General features: G+C 73.8%; 14 protein-coding genes and 1 riboswitch. Of the genes, 10 read left to right on the top strand and 4 right to left on the bottom strand.

Going from position 1 to position 14,912, the window contains the following annotated elements; translation table 11 throughout:
• Window positions 1-81: 81 nt before the first annotated feature.
• Complete coding sequence (locus tag AYX06_RS07005) at window positions 82-1,431, bottom strand: MFS transporter (protein ID WP_062735162.1); 1,350 nt, start codon at window positions 1,429-1,431, stop codon at window positions 82-84.
• A 271-nt stretch (window positions 1,432-1,702) separates the two neighbouring features.
• On the opposite strand from AYX06_RS07005, the gene AYX06_RS07000 reads away from it, so the two are divergent.
• The 10 genes from AYX06_RS07000 to AYX06_RS06950 all read left to right on the top strand — a co-directional run bounded on the left by AYX06_RS07000 (window position 1,703) and on the right by AYX06_RS06950 (window position 12,559).
• Window positions 1,703-4,813, top strand: a complete 3,111-nt coding sequence (locus tag AYX06_RS07000) for a Na+/H+ antiporter subunit A (RefSeq protein ID WP_062735161.1) — start codon at window positions 1,703-1,705, stop codon at window positions 4,811-4,813.
• The gene (locus AYX06_RS06995) at window positions 4,810-5,325 is read left to right on the top strand and encodes a Na(+)/H(+) antiporter subunit C (protein WP_062735160.1); all 516 of its coding nucleotides are present in this window, start codon (window positions 4,810-4,812) and stop codon (window positions 5,323-5,325) included. Before AYX06_RS07000 ends, AYX06_RS06995 begins: the two co-directional genes overlap by 4 nt.
• Window positions 5,322-6,962, top strand: coding sequence for a Na+/H+ antiporter subunit D (locus AYX06_RS06990; RefSeq protein ID WP_062735159.1), 1,641 nt, complete (start codon window positions 5,322-5,324; stop codon window positions 6,960-6,962). Before AYX06_RS06995 ends, AYX06_RS06990 begins: the two co-directional genes overlap by 4 nt.
• Complete coding sequence (locus AYX06_RS06985; protein WP_084271493.1) at window positions 6,959-7,669, top strand: Na+/H+ antiporter subunit E; 711 nt, start codon at window positions 6,959-6,961, stop codon at window positions 7,667-7,669. Before AYX06_RS06990 ends, AYX06_RS06985 begins: the two co-directional genes overlap by 4 nt.
• Window positions 7,666-7,938, top strand: a complete 273-nt coding sequence (locus AYX06_RS06980; protein ID WP_062735158.1) for a monovalent cation/H+ antiporter complex subunit F — start codon at window positions 7,666-7,668, stop codon at window positions 7,936-7,938. The genes AYX06_RS06985 and AYX06_RS06980 overlap by 4 nt, the downstream gene beginning before the upstream one ends.
• Window positions 7,939-7,943: 5 nt before the next feature.
• The gene (mnhG, locus tag AYX06_RS20430; protein WP_307725490.1) at window positions 7,944-8,447 is read left to right on the top strand and encodes a monovalent cation/H(+) antiporter subunit G; all 504 of its coding nucleotides are present in this window, start codon (window positions 7,944-7,946) and stop codon (window positions 8,445-8,447) included.
• Window positions 8,448-8,504: 57 nt separating this feature from the next.
• On the top strand, window positions 8,505-8,783 hold the full coding sequence (locus tag AYX06_RS06970) for a DUF4235 domain-containing protein (RefSeq protein WP_062735156.1): 279 nt from the start codon (window positions 8,505-8,507) through the stop codon (window positions 8,781-8,783).
• Between the two features lie 388 nt (window positions 8,784-9,171).
• Window positions 9,172-9,293, top strand: a riboswitch (TPP riboswitch).
• A gap of 88 nt (window positions 9,294-9,381) precedes the next feature.
• Window positions 9,382-10,002, top strand: a complete 621-nt coding sequence (locus AYX06_RS06960) for an ECF transporter S component (protein ID WP_062735154.1) — start codon at window positions 9,382-9,384, stop codon at window positions 10,000-10,002.
• Window positions 9,999-11,765: an ABC transporter ATP-binding protein gene (locus tag AYX06_RS06955; protein ID WP_062735153.1), complete on the top strand. Its 1,767-nt coding sequence runs from the start codon at window positions 9,999-10,001 to the stop codon at window positions 11,763-11,765. The genes AYX06_RS06960 and AYX06_RS06955 overlap by 4 nt, the downstream gene beginning before the upstream one ends.
• The gene (locus AYX06_RS06950) at window positions 11,762-12,559 is read left to right on the top strand and encodes an energy-coupling factor transporter transmembrane component T family protein (protein ID WP_062735152.1); all 798 of its coding nucleotides are present in this window, start codon (window positions 11,762-11,764) and stop codon (window positions 12,557-12,559) included. Before AYX06_RS06955 ends, AYX06_RS06950 begins: the two co-directional genes overlap by 4 nt.
• 246 nt (window positions 12,560-12,805) lie before the next feature.
• On the opposite strand, the gene AYX06_RS06945 is transcribed toward AYX06_RS06950, so the two are convergent.
• The 3 genes from AYX06_RS06945 to AYX06_RS06935 are packed head-to-tail and all read right to left on the bottom strand — an operon-like array spanning window position 12,806 to window position 14,843.
• A complete protein-coding gene (locus AYX06_RS06945) occupies window positions 12,806-13,687 on the bottom strand; it encodes an aminotransferase class IV (RefSeq protein ID WP_062735151.1) in 882 nt (293 codons plus the stop codon).
• Window positions 13,688-13,716: 29 nt separating this feature from the next.
• The gene (locus AYX06_RS06940; protein WP_062735150.1) at window positions 13,717-14,310 is read right to left on the bottom strand and encodes a uridine kinase family protein; all 594 of its coding nucleotides are present in this window, start codon (window positions 14,308-14,310) and stop codon (window positions 13,717-13,719) included.
• Window positions 14,307-14,843, bottom strand: coding sequence for a low molecular weight protein-tyrosine-phosphatase (locus AYX06_RS06935; protein ID WP_062735149.1), 537 nt, complete (start codon window positions 14,841-14,843; stop codon window positions 14,307-14,309). The genes AYX06_RS06940 and AYX06_RS06935 overlap by 4 nt, the downstream gene beginning before the upstream one ends.
• Between the last annotated feature and the right edge of the window lie 69 nt (window positions 14,844-14,912).

Genomic DNA, 14,912 nt, shown 5'->3' with positions numbered 1-14,912 from the left:
CCCGGTCCGCAGTCCTCGCTCCCCGCCCCGGAGCTCCCGCTCCGCTCTGGGCTGCGCTGCGGTGCTCCCTTCCGCGGTGGCTCAGGTGCCCTGCGCGGTCCCCGCGCCGCCGAGGCCCCGGGCGCGCTCGGGGTCCCGGGCGCCGAGGAGCAGGAGCAGGCCCGCGCCGATCACCAGCAGGATGCCCAGGATCCCCCAGCGCTGGGCGCCGAGCACGGAGACGAACACGGCGAACAGGGTGGGCGCCAGGAAGCTCACGGCCCGGCCCGTGGTGGCGTAGAGGCCGTACAGGGCGCCCTCGTGGCCGGTGCGGGTGAGCCTGCCCAGGAACGTCCGGGAGGCCGACTGCGCCGGACCCACGAACAGGCACAGCAGCAGCCCGCAGACCCAGAAGGCGGCCGTGCCGTCCAGGAACAGCAGCGGGGTCCCCGCCAGCAGAATGCAGACCAGGGAGGCGACGATGACGCGCTTGGGGCCCACCCGGTCGTCGAGCTGTCCGCCCGCGAGCGCTCCCACGCCGGCGGCCACATTCCCGACGATCGCGAAGACGATGACCTCGGTGAGGGTGAAGCCGAAGGTCCCGGCCGCGATGACGCCGCCGAACGTGAACACCGCGTTGAGCCCGTCCCGGAACACGGCGGAGGAGAGCAGGAACCACAGCGTCTGCGGGGCGTCCCGGTACAGCTCGCGCAGGGTCGCCCACAGCTGCCGGTAGGAGCGGGCCACGGACGGGCGCGGGCCCCGGTGCGCGGGGCGGATCTCGGGCACCGCGAGCAGGACGGGGATCGAGAACAGGGCGATCCACAGGCCCGAGAACAGTGCGACGGCGCGCACGTTGAGCGCGTCCTCCTCGGGGATGCCGAGGAACCCGGGGCTCACGAAGCCGAACAGGACGATCGACAGCGCCACGATCCCGCCGAAGTAGCCCAGCGCCCAGCCCTGCCCGCTCACCCGGCCGATGTGCTCGCGGCCCGCGATGCCGGGAAGCATCGCGTTGTAGTTGACCACGGCGAACTCGTCGAAGACGTTGGCCAGCGCCAGCAGCGCGACACCCAGGTAGAGGAACGGGTACTGCGGGTAGACCAGGAAGCACAGCGCGGTGAGCAGCGCGGTGAGCATCGTGTTGACGCCCAGCCACAGCTTCCGGCGCCCGGCGCCGTCGCTGCGCTGCCCGACCACGGGGGCGAGCAGGGCCACGACGACGCCCGCGGCGCCGATCCCGAAGCCCAGCACCTGGGAGGCGTGGTCCTCCCCGCCGAAGGGGTCGCCGGTGAGGTAGACGGTGAACACGAAGGTGGTCATCACGGCGTTGAAGGCCGCGGACCCGGCGTCCCACAGGCTCCAGGCCCACACGTGGGAGCGGCGGGGCGTGAAGGGCTCCGCGGGCGGAGCGGACGGCGGGGAGGGCGAACCAGGGGGCGCGGTGTCCATGGCAGTCATGCTAGGCCCGCGGTGCCCCGCCGGGGCGTCGGCCTCGCCGGAACTCGTTGTCCCGGCGTCGCGGAGCGAATGCCCAGGCAATTGACCGGGCACGTCCAGGTCTTGGCCGCGGGCCTCCGCGGAGGGCCGTGGGGCCCCTTTGGTAGGCTGGATCCCCCGGGCGCGCCCCGGAATTCCTGTGCCTGCACCGGTCCTCCGTGCCCGCGTCCGGACCCCACGACGCCCGTCCGCCGATCCCTTCCCCGACCTCCGGAGGCGCCTGATGACCGCTGTGCTCCTGCTCCACGCAGTGGTGGCCGCGGTCGCGCCCCTGCTGTTCGCGCGGATGGGACGCAGCGCCTTCTACCTGCTGGCGGCGGTTCCCCTCGCCGGCTTCCTGTGGCTGCTGGCCTCCGCCCCGCGCGTGTACGGCCCGGACGGCGGATGGACCGAGGGGGCGGAGTGGATCCCCTCCCTGGGCCTGGACCTGGTCCTGCGGATGGACGCCCTGGCCTGGACCATGTCCCTGCTCGTGCTCGGGGCCGGCTCCCTGGTCCTCTTCTACTGCGCCCACTACTTCAAGCCCGGCGCCGGTGACCTCGGGGGCTTCGGGGCCCAGCTGCTCGCGTTCGCCGGGGCCATGTTCGGACTGGTGACCGCCGACGACATGCTCGTGCTGTTCGTCTTCTGGGAGATCACCACCGTCCTGTCCTTCCTGCTCATCAGCTACAGCCGGGCCCGGCTGTCCGCCCGGCGCGCGGCCCTGCAGGCGCTCGTGCTGACCACGGCCGGCGGGCTGACCATGCTCGTGGGCATCGTGATGCTGGGACAGGCCGCCGGCACCTACCGGATCTCCGAGGTGCTCGCGGCGGCCCCCGAGCTGGCCCAGCGCGGCACTCTGGTGGACGTGGCGGTGCTGCTGCTCCTCGTGGGCGCCGCGACCAAGTCCGCCCTGATCCCGCTGCACTTCTGGCTGCCCGCCGCGATGGCCGCACCCACGCCCGTGTCCGCGTACCTGCACGCCGCCGCCATGGTCAAGGCCGGCGTCTACCTGGTGGCCCGGTTCGCCCCCGGCTACGCCGAGACGGCGCTGTGGCAGCCCACGGTGATGGTCCTGGGCCTGGGCACGATGCTCTTCGGCGGCTGGGCCGCGCTGAGGCAGTACGACCTCAAGCTCATCCTCGCCTACGGCACCGTGAGCCAGCTCGGCTTCCTCGTCGTCGTCGTGGGCCGGGGCGCGGCCGACACCGCGCAGGCGGGCATGGCCATGCTCCTGGCGCACGGCCTGTTCAAGGCCACGCTGTTCCTCGTGGTCGGCATCATCGACCACCGCGCGGGCACCCGCGACATCCGGCGGCTCTCCGGGCTGGCGCACCGGGTGCCGGTGCTGTTCGCCGTCTCGGCCGTGGCCGCCGCGTCCATGGCAGGGCTGCCGCCGCTGGCCGGCTTCGTGGCCAAGGAGTCGGTGCTGACGGCGTTCGCCCACGACATGGACAGTGCCGCGGGGACCACGGTCCTCGCCGGTCTCGTGCTGGGCTCGGTCCTGACCTTCGCCTACAGCGCCCGTTTCCTGTGGGGCGGCTTCGCGCAGAAGTCCGCGGAGTTCTCCGAGCTCGACGCCGGGGTGGGCGGCAAGGCCGTGATCAGCGACATGGAGCGCGTCGAGCCCGGCTTCCTGGCCGCCCCGCTCGTGCTCTCCGGCCTCACCGTGGCGTACGGGCTCTGGCCGCAGCCGGTCAACGCCATGCTCCAGCCCTACGTGGACCAGTTCCCCGATCCGGGCGGGCACGAGTTCTACCTCGCCCTGTGGCACGGGTTCACCCCGGCCCTGGCCCTGTCGGCGGTCGTCGTCGCGGGCGGGCTGCTGATGTTCCTGGCCCGGCGCCCCGTCGCCGATCTCCAGCGCGCGCTGCCCTCGCTGCCGCCCGGGGAGCTCCTCTACCGGCGGACCATCAACGTCCTGGACCTGGTCGCGGTGTGGATCACCGGGCGCACCCAGCGCGGCTCGCTGATGTTCTACCTCTCGGTCATCCTCGTCACCGCGATCGTGGTGCCCCTCGTGGCCCTGGTCGTGGAGGAGACCCCGCCGCTGGGCGCCCTGCGGCTCTCGGACGGGCCGGCCCAGCTGATCGCCGGGGCGGCCATGGTCGTGGCGGCCCTGCTGGTGCCCCTGGCGAAGAAGCGCTTCCTGGCCGTGCTCCTGGTCTCGGTCACGGGCTACGGCCTGGCCCTGATGTTCGCCCTGCAGGGTGCCCCGGACCTCGCCCTGACCCAGACGCTCGTGGAGACCATCCTGCTCGTGGCGTTCGTGCTGGCGCTGCGCTCGCTGCCCGCGCCGCTGTGGCACCGCAACCCCGCCGGGCGCCGGCTCCTGCGCGGCACCATCGCGGTGACCTTCGGACTGTTCATGATGGCCCTGGCGGCCTTCAGCATCTCCTCGCGCACGGCCGAGCCCATCTCCCTGGAGCTGCCGCGGATGGCCTACGAGCTGGGCGACGGGCAGAACGTGGTCAACGTCATCCTGGTGGACATCCGGGCCTGGGACACCTTCGGGGAGATCTCCGTGCTGGTGCTCGCCGCGACCGGTGTGGCGTCCCTGATCTTCGTCACCGGCCGCGGGGACCGGATCGTGCGCTCCGGCGACGACCCGGACACCGAGCAGCTGCGGATCCTGCGCCGGCGCAGCGCCGCGGCCGTGGCCCCGTCCGGCGCGCAGCTGGACGCCGTGGTCGACCGGCGCTCCCCCGAGGACCCGGAGGATCCCTACCTGCTGGCGGGGCGGACCCTGGCGCCCGAACGGCGCTCGATCATCTTCGAGGTGGTCACCCGCCTGCTCTTCCACACGTTCATGATGGTCTCGCTCTACCTGCTGATCGCCGGGCACAACGACCCGGGCGGGGGGTTCTCCGGCGGGCTGATGGCCGGACTGGCCCTGACCGTGCGCTACCTCGCCGGCGGGCGCTTCGAGCTGGAGCGCGCCACCCCCATCAACGCGGGCACGATGCTGGGGACGGGACTGGCGCTCGCCGCCCTCTACGCCCTCACCCCGGTGTTCCTGGGCGGCTCCGTGATGCAGAGCTACACCGTGGAGGTGGAGCTGCCGGTCTTCGGCCACGAGAAGTTCGTGTCCGCACTGGTCTTCGACGTCGCGGTCTACCTGATCGTCGTCGGGCTCGTCCTCGACATCCTGCGCTCGCTGGGCGGGCGGATCGACGAGCGGATCGAGGAGGACGCCGTGCGCCGGCGCCGGAGGACGCCCGGACGCGGCACCCGCATCCGGGTCACCCGGCAGCGCCGGGTCACCGCGGGGTCGTCCGTGGCGACGTCGGCGACCTCACCCACCCCGGTCACGACCGCCGGGGCGGGGCCCGACGAAGGGAGCGAGCACCGATGAGCGTGAACCTGACCCTGCTGGTCGTGATGGGCGTGCTCTACGCCGTGGGGGTGTACCTCCTGCTCGAGCGCTCGCTCACCCGGGTGCTGCTCGGGTTGATGCTGCTCACCAACGGCACGAACCTGCTGATCCTGCACGCGGGCGGCGTCCCCGGCTTCGCCCCGCTCTACGACGGCTCGATCGCCGCGGAGGACTACAGCGATCCGCTGCCCCAGGCGCTGATCCTCACCGCCATCGTCATCTCGCTGGCCGTCACCGCGTTCCTGCTCGGGATGATCTACCGCTCCTGGGTGCTCGGCCGCCGCGACGAGATCCAGGACGACGTGGAGGACCGGCGCGTGGCCCGGCAGTCCTCCTACGACGTGGAGGACGACGCCGAGGTGCCCGCCGAGACGACCGAGTTCGAGGAGTCGCCCCGCGGCGAGGGCCCCGGCGAGGGCCTCGGCGAGGACCTCGGTGAGGACCTCGAGACGCCCGGTCTCCCCGGGCCCCGGCGGGAGGGGGCCCGATGACCGTCCACCTCGCGCAGCTGGCTCCGCTGGCCGTCATCATCCCCTTCCTGGGCGCGGCCCTGAGCCTCGTGCTGCTGCGGCGCAACGCGCTGCAGCGGGCCGTGGCGATCGGTTCCCTGGTGCTCACCCTCGTGGTCGAGGCCGCGGTGCTGGTGAGCACCTGGGACGTCGGTCCCCAGGCCGTTCACCTGGGCGGCTGGGCGGCGCCCTGGGGCATCGTCATGGTCGTCGATCAGCTCTCGTCGCTGATGCTCGTGGTCTCCACGGTGGTCTCGCTCGCGGTGCTGGTCTACGCCAGCGGGCAGGGCGTGGCCGACGGCGACAGGGAGGGCCCGATCTCGATCTTCCACCCCTCCTTCCTCATCCTCGTGGCCGGGGTCTCCAACGCCTTCCTCGCGGGTGACCTGTTCAACCTGTACGTGGGCTTCGAGATCCTGCTCACCGCGTCCTACGTCCTCATGACGATGGGCGGGACGGTCCAGCGGATCCGCACGGGCGTCACCTACGTGGTGGTCTCCGTGATCTCCTCGGTGCTCTTCCTGATCACCATCGCCATGGTCTACGCGGCCACGGGCACCATCAACATGGCCGACCTCTCCGTGAAGCTCGCCGACCTGCCGGTGGGCACCCAGATGCAGCTGCACGTCATGCTGCTCATCGCCTTCGGCATCAAGGCGGCGGTGTTCCCGCTGTCCTTCTGGCTCCCGGACTCCTACCCGACGGCCTCCGCCCCCGTCACCGCCGTGTTCGCCGGGCTGCTGACGAAGGTGGGCGTCTACTCGATCATCCGCACGGAGACCGTGCTGTTCCCCGGGGAGCGGCTCGACACCCTGCTGATGTGGGTGGCGCTGCTCACCATGGTGGTGGGCATCCTGGGCGCGCTCGCCCAGATCGACATCAAGCGCATGCTGTCCTTCACCCTCATCAGCCACATCGGCTACATGATCTTCGGGGTGGCCGTGGGCAGCCAGGAGGCGCTGTCCGCCACGGTCTACTACGTGGCCCACCACATCGTGATCCAGACCAGCCTGTTCCTGGTGGCCGGGCTGATCGAGCGCCGCGGCGGGTCGACCAACGTGGACCGGCTCGCGGGCATGGCCAAGATCTCCCCGCTGCTGGCGCTGCTCTACCTGGTGCCCGCGCTGAACCTGGGCGGCATCCCGCCGTTCTCCGGCTTCCTCGGCAAGACGGGGCTGCTGCAGGCCGGCGTGAACCAGGGCGACCCGCTCGCGTACGTGCTGGTGGCGGGCTCCGTGGCGGTGTCCCTGCTGACCCTGCTGGCCATGATCCGCGTGTGGAACCGCGTGTTCCTGCGCACCCCGGAGGACGCGGAGTACCCGGACCCGATCCTGCTGGCCCCGGTCCCGGCGGGCTCGCGCTTCCTCCTGACCTCCGGATCCGTCGACGACCAGGAGGGGCAGTTCGCCGGCAAGGGCGACGTGCGGCTGATGTCGCCCTCCATGCTCGGCGGCGCCTCCGCGCTCGTCGTGGTGGGCGTCGCCCTCACCGTCTTCGCCGGACCGATCTTCCAGCTCGCCGACAACGCGGCGGAGAACCTCGTCCGCCCCGAGCACTACGTCGCGGCCGTCCTGGACCCCGGATCGGTTCCCCGCCCCGTGGTGGAGGAGGCCCCGTGAGCTCGCGTCCCAAGAACTCCCTGCTCGTCGAGCTGCCGCTGCTGGTGTGGCTGGTGCTCGTGTGGGGCGCCCTGTGGGGCGACTTCGGCCTCGGCAACCTGCTGTTCGGCGCGGTGCTGGCGCTGCTCGTGACCTGGGTGCTCTACCTGCCCCCGGTGCAGCTCTCGGGCCGGTTCAACCTGCTGCAGTCCGCCCTCTTCGCCGTGACCTTCGTGTGGCAGGTCGCCAAGGCCAGCGTGGACGTCATGCTCGTGGCGATCCTCGTGGGTCCGCGGGCCCGCAGCGCGGTCGTGGGCGTGGAGCTGCGCACGCGCTCGGACCTGCTGCTCACCGCCACCGGCCACACCATGGCCCTGATCCCCGGCTCCATCCTCGTGGAGGTGGACCGCGCCCGGTCCACCCTCTACTTCCACGCGCTCAACGTCCGCACCCCCGAGGAGGCCGAGTCCTTCCGGCGGTCGGCGCGGCAGGTCGAGGCCGCGTGGATCCGCATCATGGGCACACGGGAGGAGCTCGCCGCTCTGCGGGCCGAACGGCGCGGCGGAGGCGGGGCGGAGGCCGAGCAGCGGGACAGCGCGGCGATCAGCTCCCCGGTCACGGCCGGGCAGCAGATCGTCGGCGGCCGGCGAGGAGACGTCCCCACCGGGACCGCCGAGACCCCCCAGGCCACCGAGACCCCCCAGACCACCGAGGAGGACCGCCCGTGATGGAGATCGCCGTGGCCGTCGCCGCCGTGCTGCTCAGCGCGGCCGCCGCGGGCACCCTGTACCGGCTGGCCAAGGGACCGTCGCTGCTGGACCGGGTGGTGGCCACCGACGTCCTGCTGGCCATCGTGGCGGCGTCGCTCGCCGTGGAGATGGCCTACCACGGCCATCTCAACAACCTCATCCTCATGGTGATCGTCTCCCTGGTGGGGTTCATCGGCGCCGTGACGGTGGCGCGCTTCGCCACCCAGACCGCCGAGCACGGGAAGTGAGCCCCGTGCTGGACACCGTCCTGGACGCCGCCGCGGCCGTGTGCCTGGTCCTCGGAGCGCTGATGTCCCTGGCCGCCGCGATCGGGCTGGTCCGCTTCCCGGACCTGCTGACCCGCATGCATGCGGGGACCAAGCCGCAGGTGTTCGGGCTGCTGCTCATGCTCACCGCCGTCGCCCTGGAGAACCGGGACCCGGTCATGATCCCGCTGATCATTCTCGGCTGGGTCTTCCAGCTGCTCACCGTGCCCGTCTCGGCGCACATGGTCGGACGTTCCACCTACCGCACCAAGCACCTCAACCGGGCCACCCTCACGCAGGACGACCTGCAGGAGGTGCTCAACCGTGCCGGCGAGCGGGGCGGCGGCGAACCGGCCGCGGCCGAGCCTGCTCCCGCCGAGCCGGCCCTCAGCGACGCGGCCCTCAGCGACTCGATCCTCACCGAGCCGCCGAACGCGGACGGGCAGCGCGCCGACGGACAGCAGACTGACGGATCCGGGAGGACGCGTTAGGCTGGGCACGATCGACGGGCGCATCCGCGCCGCCCCGACGACAAGGAGCAGCAGTCCATGAACACGAAGATCCTCGAACTCGCCGGCACCGGCCTCTCGCTGGGCGGCGTGGCGCTCTCGCACAAGGTGCTCGGTGCCGCGTGGACGCGCATCACGGGGGACCCGCCCCCCGCCAAGAACCCGGACCCGGACGAGGCGTGGACCGGCATCATCATATGGTCGCTCGTGACCGGCCTCGTCGGCACGGTGATCAAGGTCGCGATCTCCCGCCAGGTGGCGAAGATGGAGAACAAGCCCCGGAACAACCCCAAGGCCTCCAGCCAGGCCGAGGTCTGATCCCCGGCGGCCACCTCGCGAGGGGGCCCGTCCGTCCGGACACCGCATCGGTGCCCGGACGGACGGGCCCCTTCGTCGTCCGGTGGACGCGCCGCGGCATGGACGGAAGGGCTGACGTGCGGTCGGCAGCCCGGGCGGAAGTGCGGGCGACGGTCCCGGTGACGGTCCTGGCGGAAGTGCGGGCGACGGTCCCGGTGACGGTCCTGGCGGAAGTGCGGGCGACGGTCCCGGTGACGGTCCTGGCGGCAGCGCGGGGGACGGTCCCGGTGACGGTCCTGGCGGAAGTGCGGGCGACGGTCCCGGTGACGGTCCTGGCGGCAGCGCGGGGGACGGTCCCGGTGACAGCGCGTGCGGCAGTGCGGCCAGGGGAGGGGTAGACTCGGTGCCACTGAAACGACAGGGGAGCGCACCCCGCCGGCAACGGCGGCACAGCGCTGAGAGTGCGGATCACCGCAGACCCTCGAACCTGCTCCGGTTAGCACCGGCGAAGGGAGTCGAGCACCTCAGGGGTGGCTCGCGGACGTGAGCTCCGGCCGTGTCCGCGCGGACCCTTCCCCTCCTGGCACCGATGGCTCGCTGAGCCCAGGAGGAACGCACCATGAACACCACCACGCACCGTCCCGCCGGCCGCAACCGTGCGTCCGGGGCCTCGTCCTGGCGGGTCGTCGACATCGTCGTGGCCGCCGTCCTCGCCGCCGTGTGCGCGGTCGTCTTCTGGGCGTGGTCGAACCTGCTCTACCCCGTGGTCGGCGCCGCCGCGGTGGCCTATCCGCCCGCCGTGGGGCTGATCGCCGGCGGCTGGCTCGTGGCCGGCGTGCTCGGCGGTCTGATCATCCGCAAGCCGGGCGCCGCGCTGTTCTGCGAGCTGCTCGCCGCGGTCATCGAGGGCTTCCTGGGCACGCACTTCGGCTGGACCGTGATCCTGTCCGGCCTCATCCAGGGCATCGGGGCCGAGCTGGTCTTCGCCGCGGTGCGCTACCGCCGCTACAACGCCGCGGTGGCCGCCGCGGCGGGCGCGGTCAGCGGCATCTTCCTGGGCGTCAACGAGAGCATCATCTACAACTACGAGTGGGCCCTCGGACACCAGGTGGTCTACGTGGTCCTGGCGGCCCTCTCGGGCGCGGTGCTCGCCGGCCTGCTGATGTGGGCCGTGGTGAAGGCGCTCGCAGCCACCGGCGTGCTGCAGGGCCTGGCCTCGGGCCGGGCCGCACGACGATGACCGCCGCGGCGGTGCGCCCTCCCGGTACGCCCACCGCCGCGGGGGCCCGCGTCGAGGCCCGCGGCTTCGGCTGGCACCACCCCGGCCGGGACGCCCCCGCCCTGCAGGGCATCGACCTCGTGGTCGAGCCGGGGGAGCGGGTGCTGCTGCTGGGGCCGAGCGGGGCGGGCAAGTCGACGTTCCTGCACGCCCTCGCGGGAGTCCTGCACGACGACGACGGGCTCTCCCTCCACGGGGAGCTGCTGCTCGACGGCACGGACCCGGACCGGGCACGGGGACGCGCCGGGCTCGTGCAGCAGGACCCCGAGTCCCAGGTGGTGCTGTCCCGGATCGGGGACGACACCGCCTTCGGCCTCGAGAACCTCGCGGTGCCCCGGGAGCAGATCTGGCCGCGGGTCCGCGCCGCCCTCGACGACGTGGGGCTGCCCCTGCCGCTCGACCACCCCACCGCCGCCCTGTCCGGCGGGCAGAAGCAGCGCCTGGCGCTCGCCGGTGCCGTGGCGATGAGCCCGGGGCTGCTCCTGCTCGACGAGCCCACCGCGAACCTGGACCCCGCCGGGGTGCGGCAGGTCCGGGACGCGGTGGCACGGTGCCTGGACCGCAGCGGGGCCACACTCGTGGTCGTGGAGCACCGTGTGGCGGTGTGGGCCGACGTCGTGGACCGTGTCGTCGTGCTCGGCCGCGACGGGGGGATCACGCACGACGGGTCCCCGGCACAGGTCCTGGGGGAGGCCGCCGACGAGCTGAGCCGCGACGGGGTCTGGGTGCCCGGCCGGGTCCCGCCCACCCGCGCGCCCGCGCGTCCCCGGGAGGAGGCGGAGCCGCTGCTCAGCGCGTCGGCGCTGGCCGTCTCGCGCACCCAGCCCTCCGCACGGCAGCTGCGCGCCCGGCGCCGGGCGCGGCGGCGCGGCCGTCCGCTGAGCGATGCCGCGGCGGGCCGGGACCTCCCGGTCGCGGCGACCGGCGTCGCACTGGACCTGCTCCGGGGCCGGGCGCTCGCGGTGACGGGCGCCAACGGCGCCGGGAAGTCGACCCTCGCGCTCACGCTGGCGGGCCTGCTCGCGCCCGTGCGCGGGACCGTGACCGCGCACTCGCCCCTGGCCCGCGGTGCCGGACCGGACCCGCTGGAGTGGGCCGGGCCGGACCTGGTGGCCCGCGTCGGGACGGTCTTCCAGGAGCCCGAGCACCAGTTCCTGTGCGCCACCGTGCGGGCCGAGCTCGAGCTCGGACCCCGGCTGGCGGGCACCCCGGCGGCCGAACGGGACCGCCGCACGGAGGAGCTGCTCGACCGGCTGCGGCTGACCCACCTGGCGGACGCGAACCCGTTCACCCTCTCCGGCGGCGAGAAGCGGCGGCTGTCGGTGGCCACGGTGCTGGCCACCGACCCGGACGTCCTGGTGCTCGACGAGCCCACCTTCGGCCAGGACGCCCTGACCTGGGCCGAGCTCGTGGACCTGCTCCTGGAGGTCGTGGACGCCGGCACGGCCGTGCTCGCGGTCACCCACGACGAGGACTTCGTGCGGGCGCTCGGGGCCGAGGTGCTGGAGCTGGGCACCTCCGCGCCGGACACGTTGCTGGAGCCGGGTGTTTCCGCAGGGGGCGCGGTGGGGGTGCCGGGTGTTTCCGCAGGGGGCGCGGTGGTGGATCCGGGTGTTCCCGCAAGGGATGCGGTGGCGGAATCCGGTGCTCCCGCACGAGGCCCGGCGATGGAGCCGGGCACGCCCGCGCCGGGGATCCTCCCGGCCACGGAGCAGGTGCGGTGAGCGCGCCCGCGATCGGTCCGGCGGCCCGGTGCTCCCTGCTGGGCCGCGCCCATCCCGTGGCGAAGCTGGCCGGCGCCCTGGCCCTGACCGTGACGCTGCTGCTCAGCGCGGATCCCGTGACGTCGGGGATCGTGCTCCTGGGCGAGGTGCTGCTGCTGACGCTGGCCGGGCGGCGCCCGCCGGCGCAGCTGCTGCGGGCCTGGCCCCTGCTCCTGGCAGCACTCGTGAGCGGATGGGGCACGGCCCTGCTCGCCGAGGACTCCGGGCCCGTGCTGCTCGACCTGGGGATCACCGAGATCTCGGCCGGTTCGGTCGCCGCGGGCGCGGCGATCGCCCTGCGCGGGCTCGCGCTGGCGCTGTCGGGCCTGCTCGTCGTGCTCAGCACCGATCCCACCGACCTCGCCGACGGACTGGCCCAGACGGTGCGGCTGCCCGCGCGGTTCGTGCTGGCCTCCTTGGCGGCCCTGCGCCTGGTGGGCGTGATGCTCACCGAGTGGACCACGCTGGCGATGGCCCGCCGGGCCCGCGGCGCCGGTTCGGGGCACGGCCCGGTGGGCGCGCTGCGGGAGTTCGGCGGGCAGGCGTTCACCCTGCTGGTCCAGTCCCTGCGCCGTGCCACCCGGCTGTCGGTGACCATGGAGGCGCGCGGCTTCGGCGCGGGCCCGCGCACGTGGGCGCGGGTCCCGGAACACTCCTGGCGGGACGCCGTGGTGCTGGCCGGGTGCGCCGCCGTGGCCGTCGCGGGTCCGGCGGTCTCCGTCCTGCTCGGGACGCACCGGTTCATCTGGGCGTGACGCCGGGGCGCCGCGTCTGGGGGCCCTTGTCCGTCAGGCCCGCGCGTCCTCGCCCCGGCACGGCACTCGCCCCGGCACGGCACTCGCCCCGGCACGGCACTCGCCCCGGCACGTCACGCGGGCGCGTCCGTGCCGGTCAACCCCCGGGACCTCCCCGGCACCCCTGCGCGGTCCTGCCACGCTTGCCTGCAACCCGTGGCCGTCACACTTGAGGGCACCCGGCCGTGATGCCGTCCCCAGCGCCCCTCACGCCCGGGCCACCCAGTCCGTCACGAGGCGGGTGAGCTCCGGGTCCACGGGCAGCGGGTGGGCGTCGAGCCGGTGCACCGGCACGGCGAGCCGCACGCTGGAGACGAGCCAGACGGCGTCCGCCGCCAGGAGGTCGGCGGACTGCAGCGGTCCGTGGCCCAGCTCCCAGCCGTCGCGCCGGGCGGCGTCGAAGATCGTGGCCTGCGTGGTGCCGGGGAGGATCCCGTGCGAGGGCTCCGGGGTCACGAGGGTGCGGACGCCCTCGTGCACGCGGGCACAGACCACGGAGGACGTGGCCCCCTCCAGCACCCGGCCGCCCGGGGCCGTGAAGATCGCCTCGTCCGCGCCGAGGGAACGGGCATGGCGCAGGGCGGCCATGTTGATCGCGTAGGACAGCGTCTTGGCCCCGGGCAGCAGCCAGGGGTACCCGGCGTCCTGCGCCGGGTCGTGGCCGCGGGGCAGCAGCACCGCGGAGACCCCCTCCCGGCGCTGCCGGAAGGTGGACTCCGGGACGGGGCTCACCGCCACCCACGACCACGGGCCGGCCTCGGGGGTGCCGCGGCTGACGACCACCTTGACGCTGTGCTCGGCGCCCAGCCCTCCGTCCCCACCGGGGGCCGCGTGGGCGAGCCCGAGCTCGACGGCCTGCCGCAGCTCCTGCGCCGAGGGCACCGGGAGCTGGGCCAGGCGAGCCGAGGCGGACAGGCGCCGGTGGTGGACGGCGAACTTCTGCACCCGCCCGTCGACGGCGCGCAGGCTCTCGAAGACCCCGTCCCCCCGGGTGAGTCCCTGGTCGTCGATGCGCACGAGCGGGACGGCGGGATCGGCGAGGACCCCCTCCGGGTGGGCGGCGTCGAGGACGACGACGGTGCTGGTCACGGCTGCCTCCTGTCGATGCGGGTGCCCGTTCAGTGGACGGGGCCGGGGTGCAGGATGTCCACCTGCTCCCAGACGTGGTCCTCCGCCAGGTAGGCGTCCTCCTGGGCGGCCCACTGCTCCCAGTGCTCGGCGTAGTAGGCGCCGTCCCGGCTCAGGGCCCGGTCGTAGCGCAGCGCGGTGGGCAGCTCGACCCAGACCGAGACGTCCAGCAGGGCCCGGGCGGCGGCCGAGCAGGCTCCGACGCCCTCCAGGACGACCACCTCCGCGACCCGCGTCAGGCGGGGGGTGCCCGGGGAGCCGGTGACCCAGTCCCAGGCGCTCCACTCGGCGTCCAGGCCGGCGCGCAGGGGGGTGAGGACCTCCTCCACGTAGGTCCGGGTGCCGAGGCGGAGACCGTCCCAGCCCGGGTAGAGGTCCTCCATGTGGAAGAGGGTCACGTCCCGCACGGGTCGCAGCACCTCGGCGAGCTGCTCCGCCAGGCTGGTCTTCCCCGCGCCCGAGCGCCCGTCGATGCCGACGAGCCAGGGGCGTCGGGTGGGGGCGGGGAGCAGCCGGGCCAGGTTGGTGCCGGCGGGGTGGGCCGCGGCGACCGCCGGGTCCAGCTCCAGTTCGATGTCGATCACGCGTGTCCGGCGTCGTGGGCGCGGCCGGCGCCGGGGACCGCGGCGTCGAGCTCCTCGGCGACGGCGCGGACCACCCCCGGCACGGCGGCGGCGATCATGCCGTAGGTGGTCTCGAAGTCCTCGGCGCCCCCGTACCAGGGGTCGTAGATGCCGAGCTCGCTGTGCTCGGAGCCGGCGACGGCGGGGTCGAACTCGCGGAGCAGGCGCACCTTCGCGGCAGTGGGGGCGTCAGGGGCAAGGGCGCGCAGGCGCCGCCAGTGGACGACGTCCAGGGCGAGCACCAGGTCACGGTCCGCGAACCGGGCCGGGTCGAAGACCTGGGCAGAGTGCGCGGAGGCGTCCAGCCCCTCACGGCGCAGCAGGTCCCCGGCCCGCGGGTCGACCGGGTTGCCGAGCTCCTCGTCGCTGACGCCGGCGGAGTCGATGCGCACTCGCTCGCCCAGGCCGGCGGCCTCGAAGGCGCGGCGCAGGGCGAACTCCGCCATGGGCGAGCGGCAGATGTTGCCGGTGCACACAGCCACGATCGAATACATAGCGGGCAGTCTAAGCCGGACGGCCCCGCGACGAGAAGTGCGGCCGCCGCCCGGGGGCGACGGCCGCAC

It is taken from the genome of Kocuria turfanensis, from assembly GCF_001580365.1.
In the GTDB taxonomy this organism is placed as follows: domain Bacteria; phylum Actinomycetota; class Actinomycetes; order Actinomycetales; family Micrococcaceae; genus Kocuria; species Kocuria turfanensis.
This window is presented reverse-complemented; position numbering and strand designations above follow the sequence as displayed.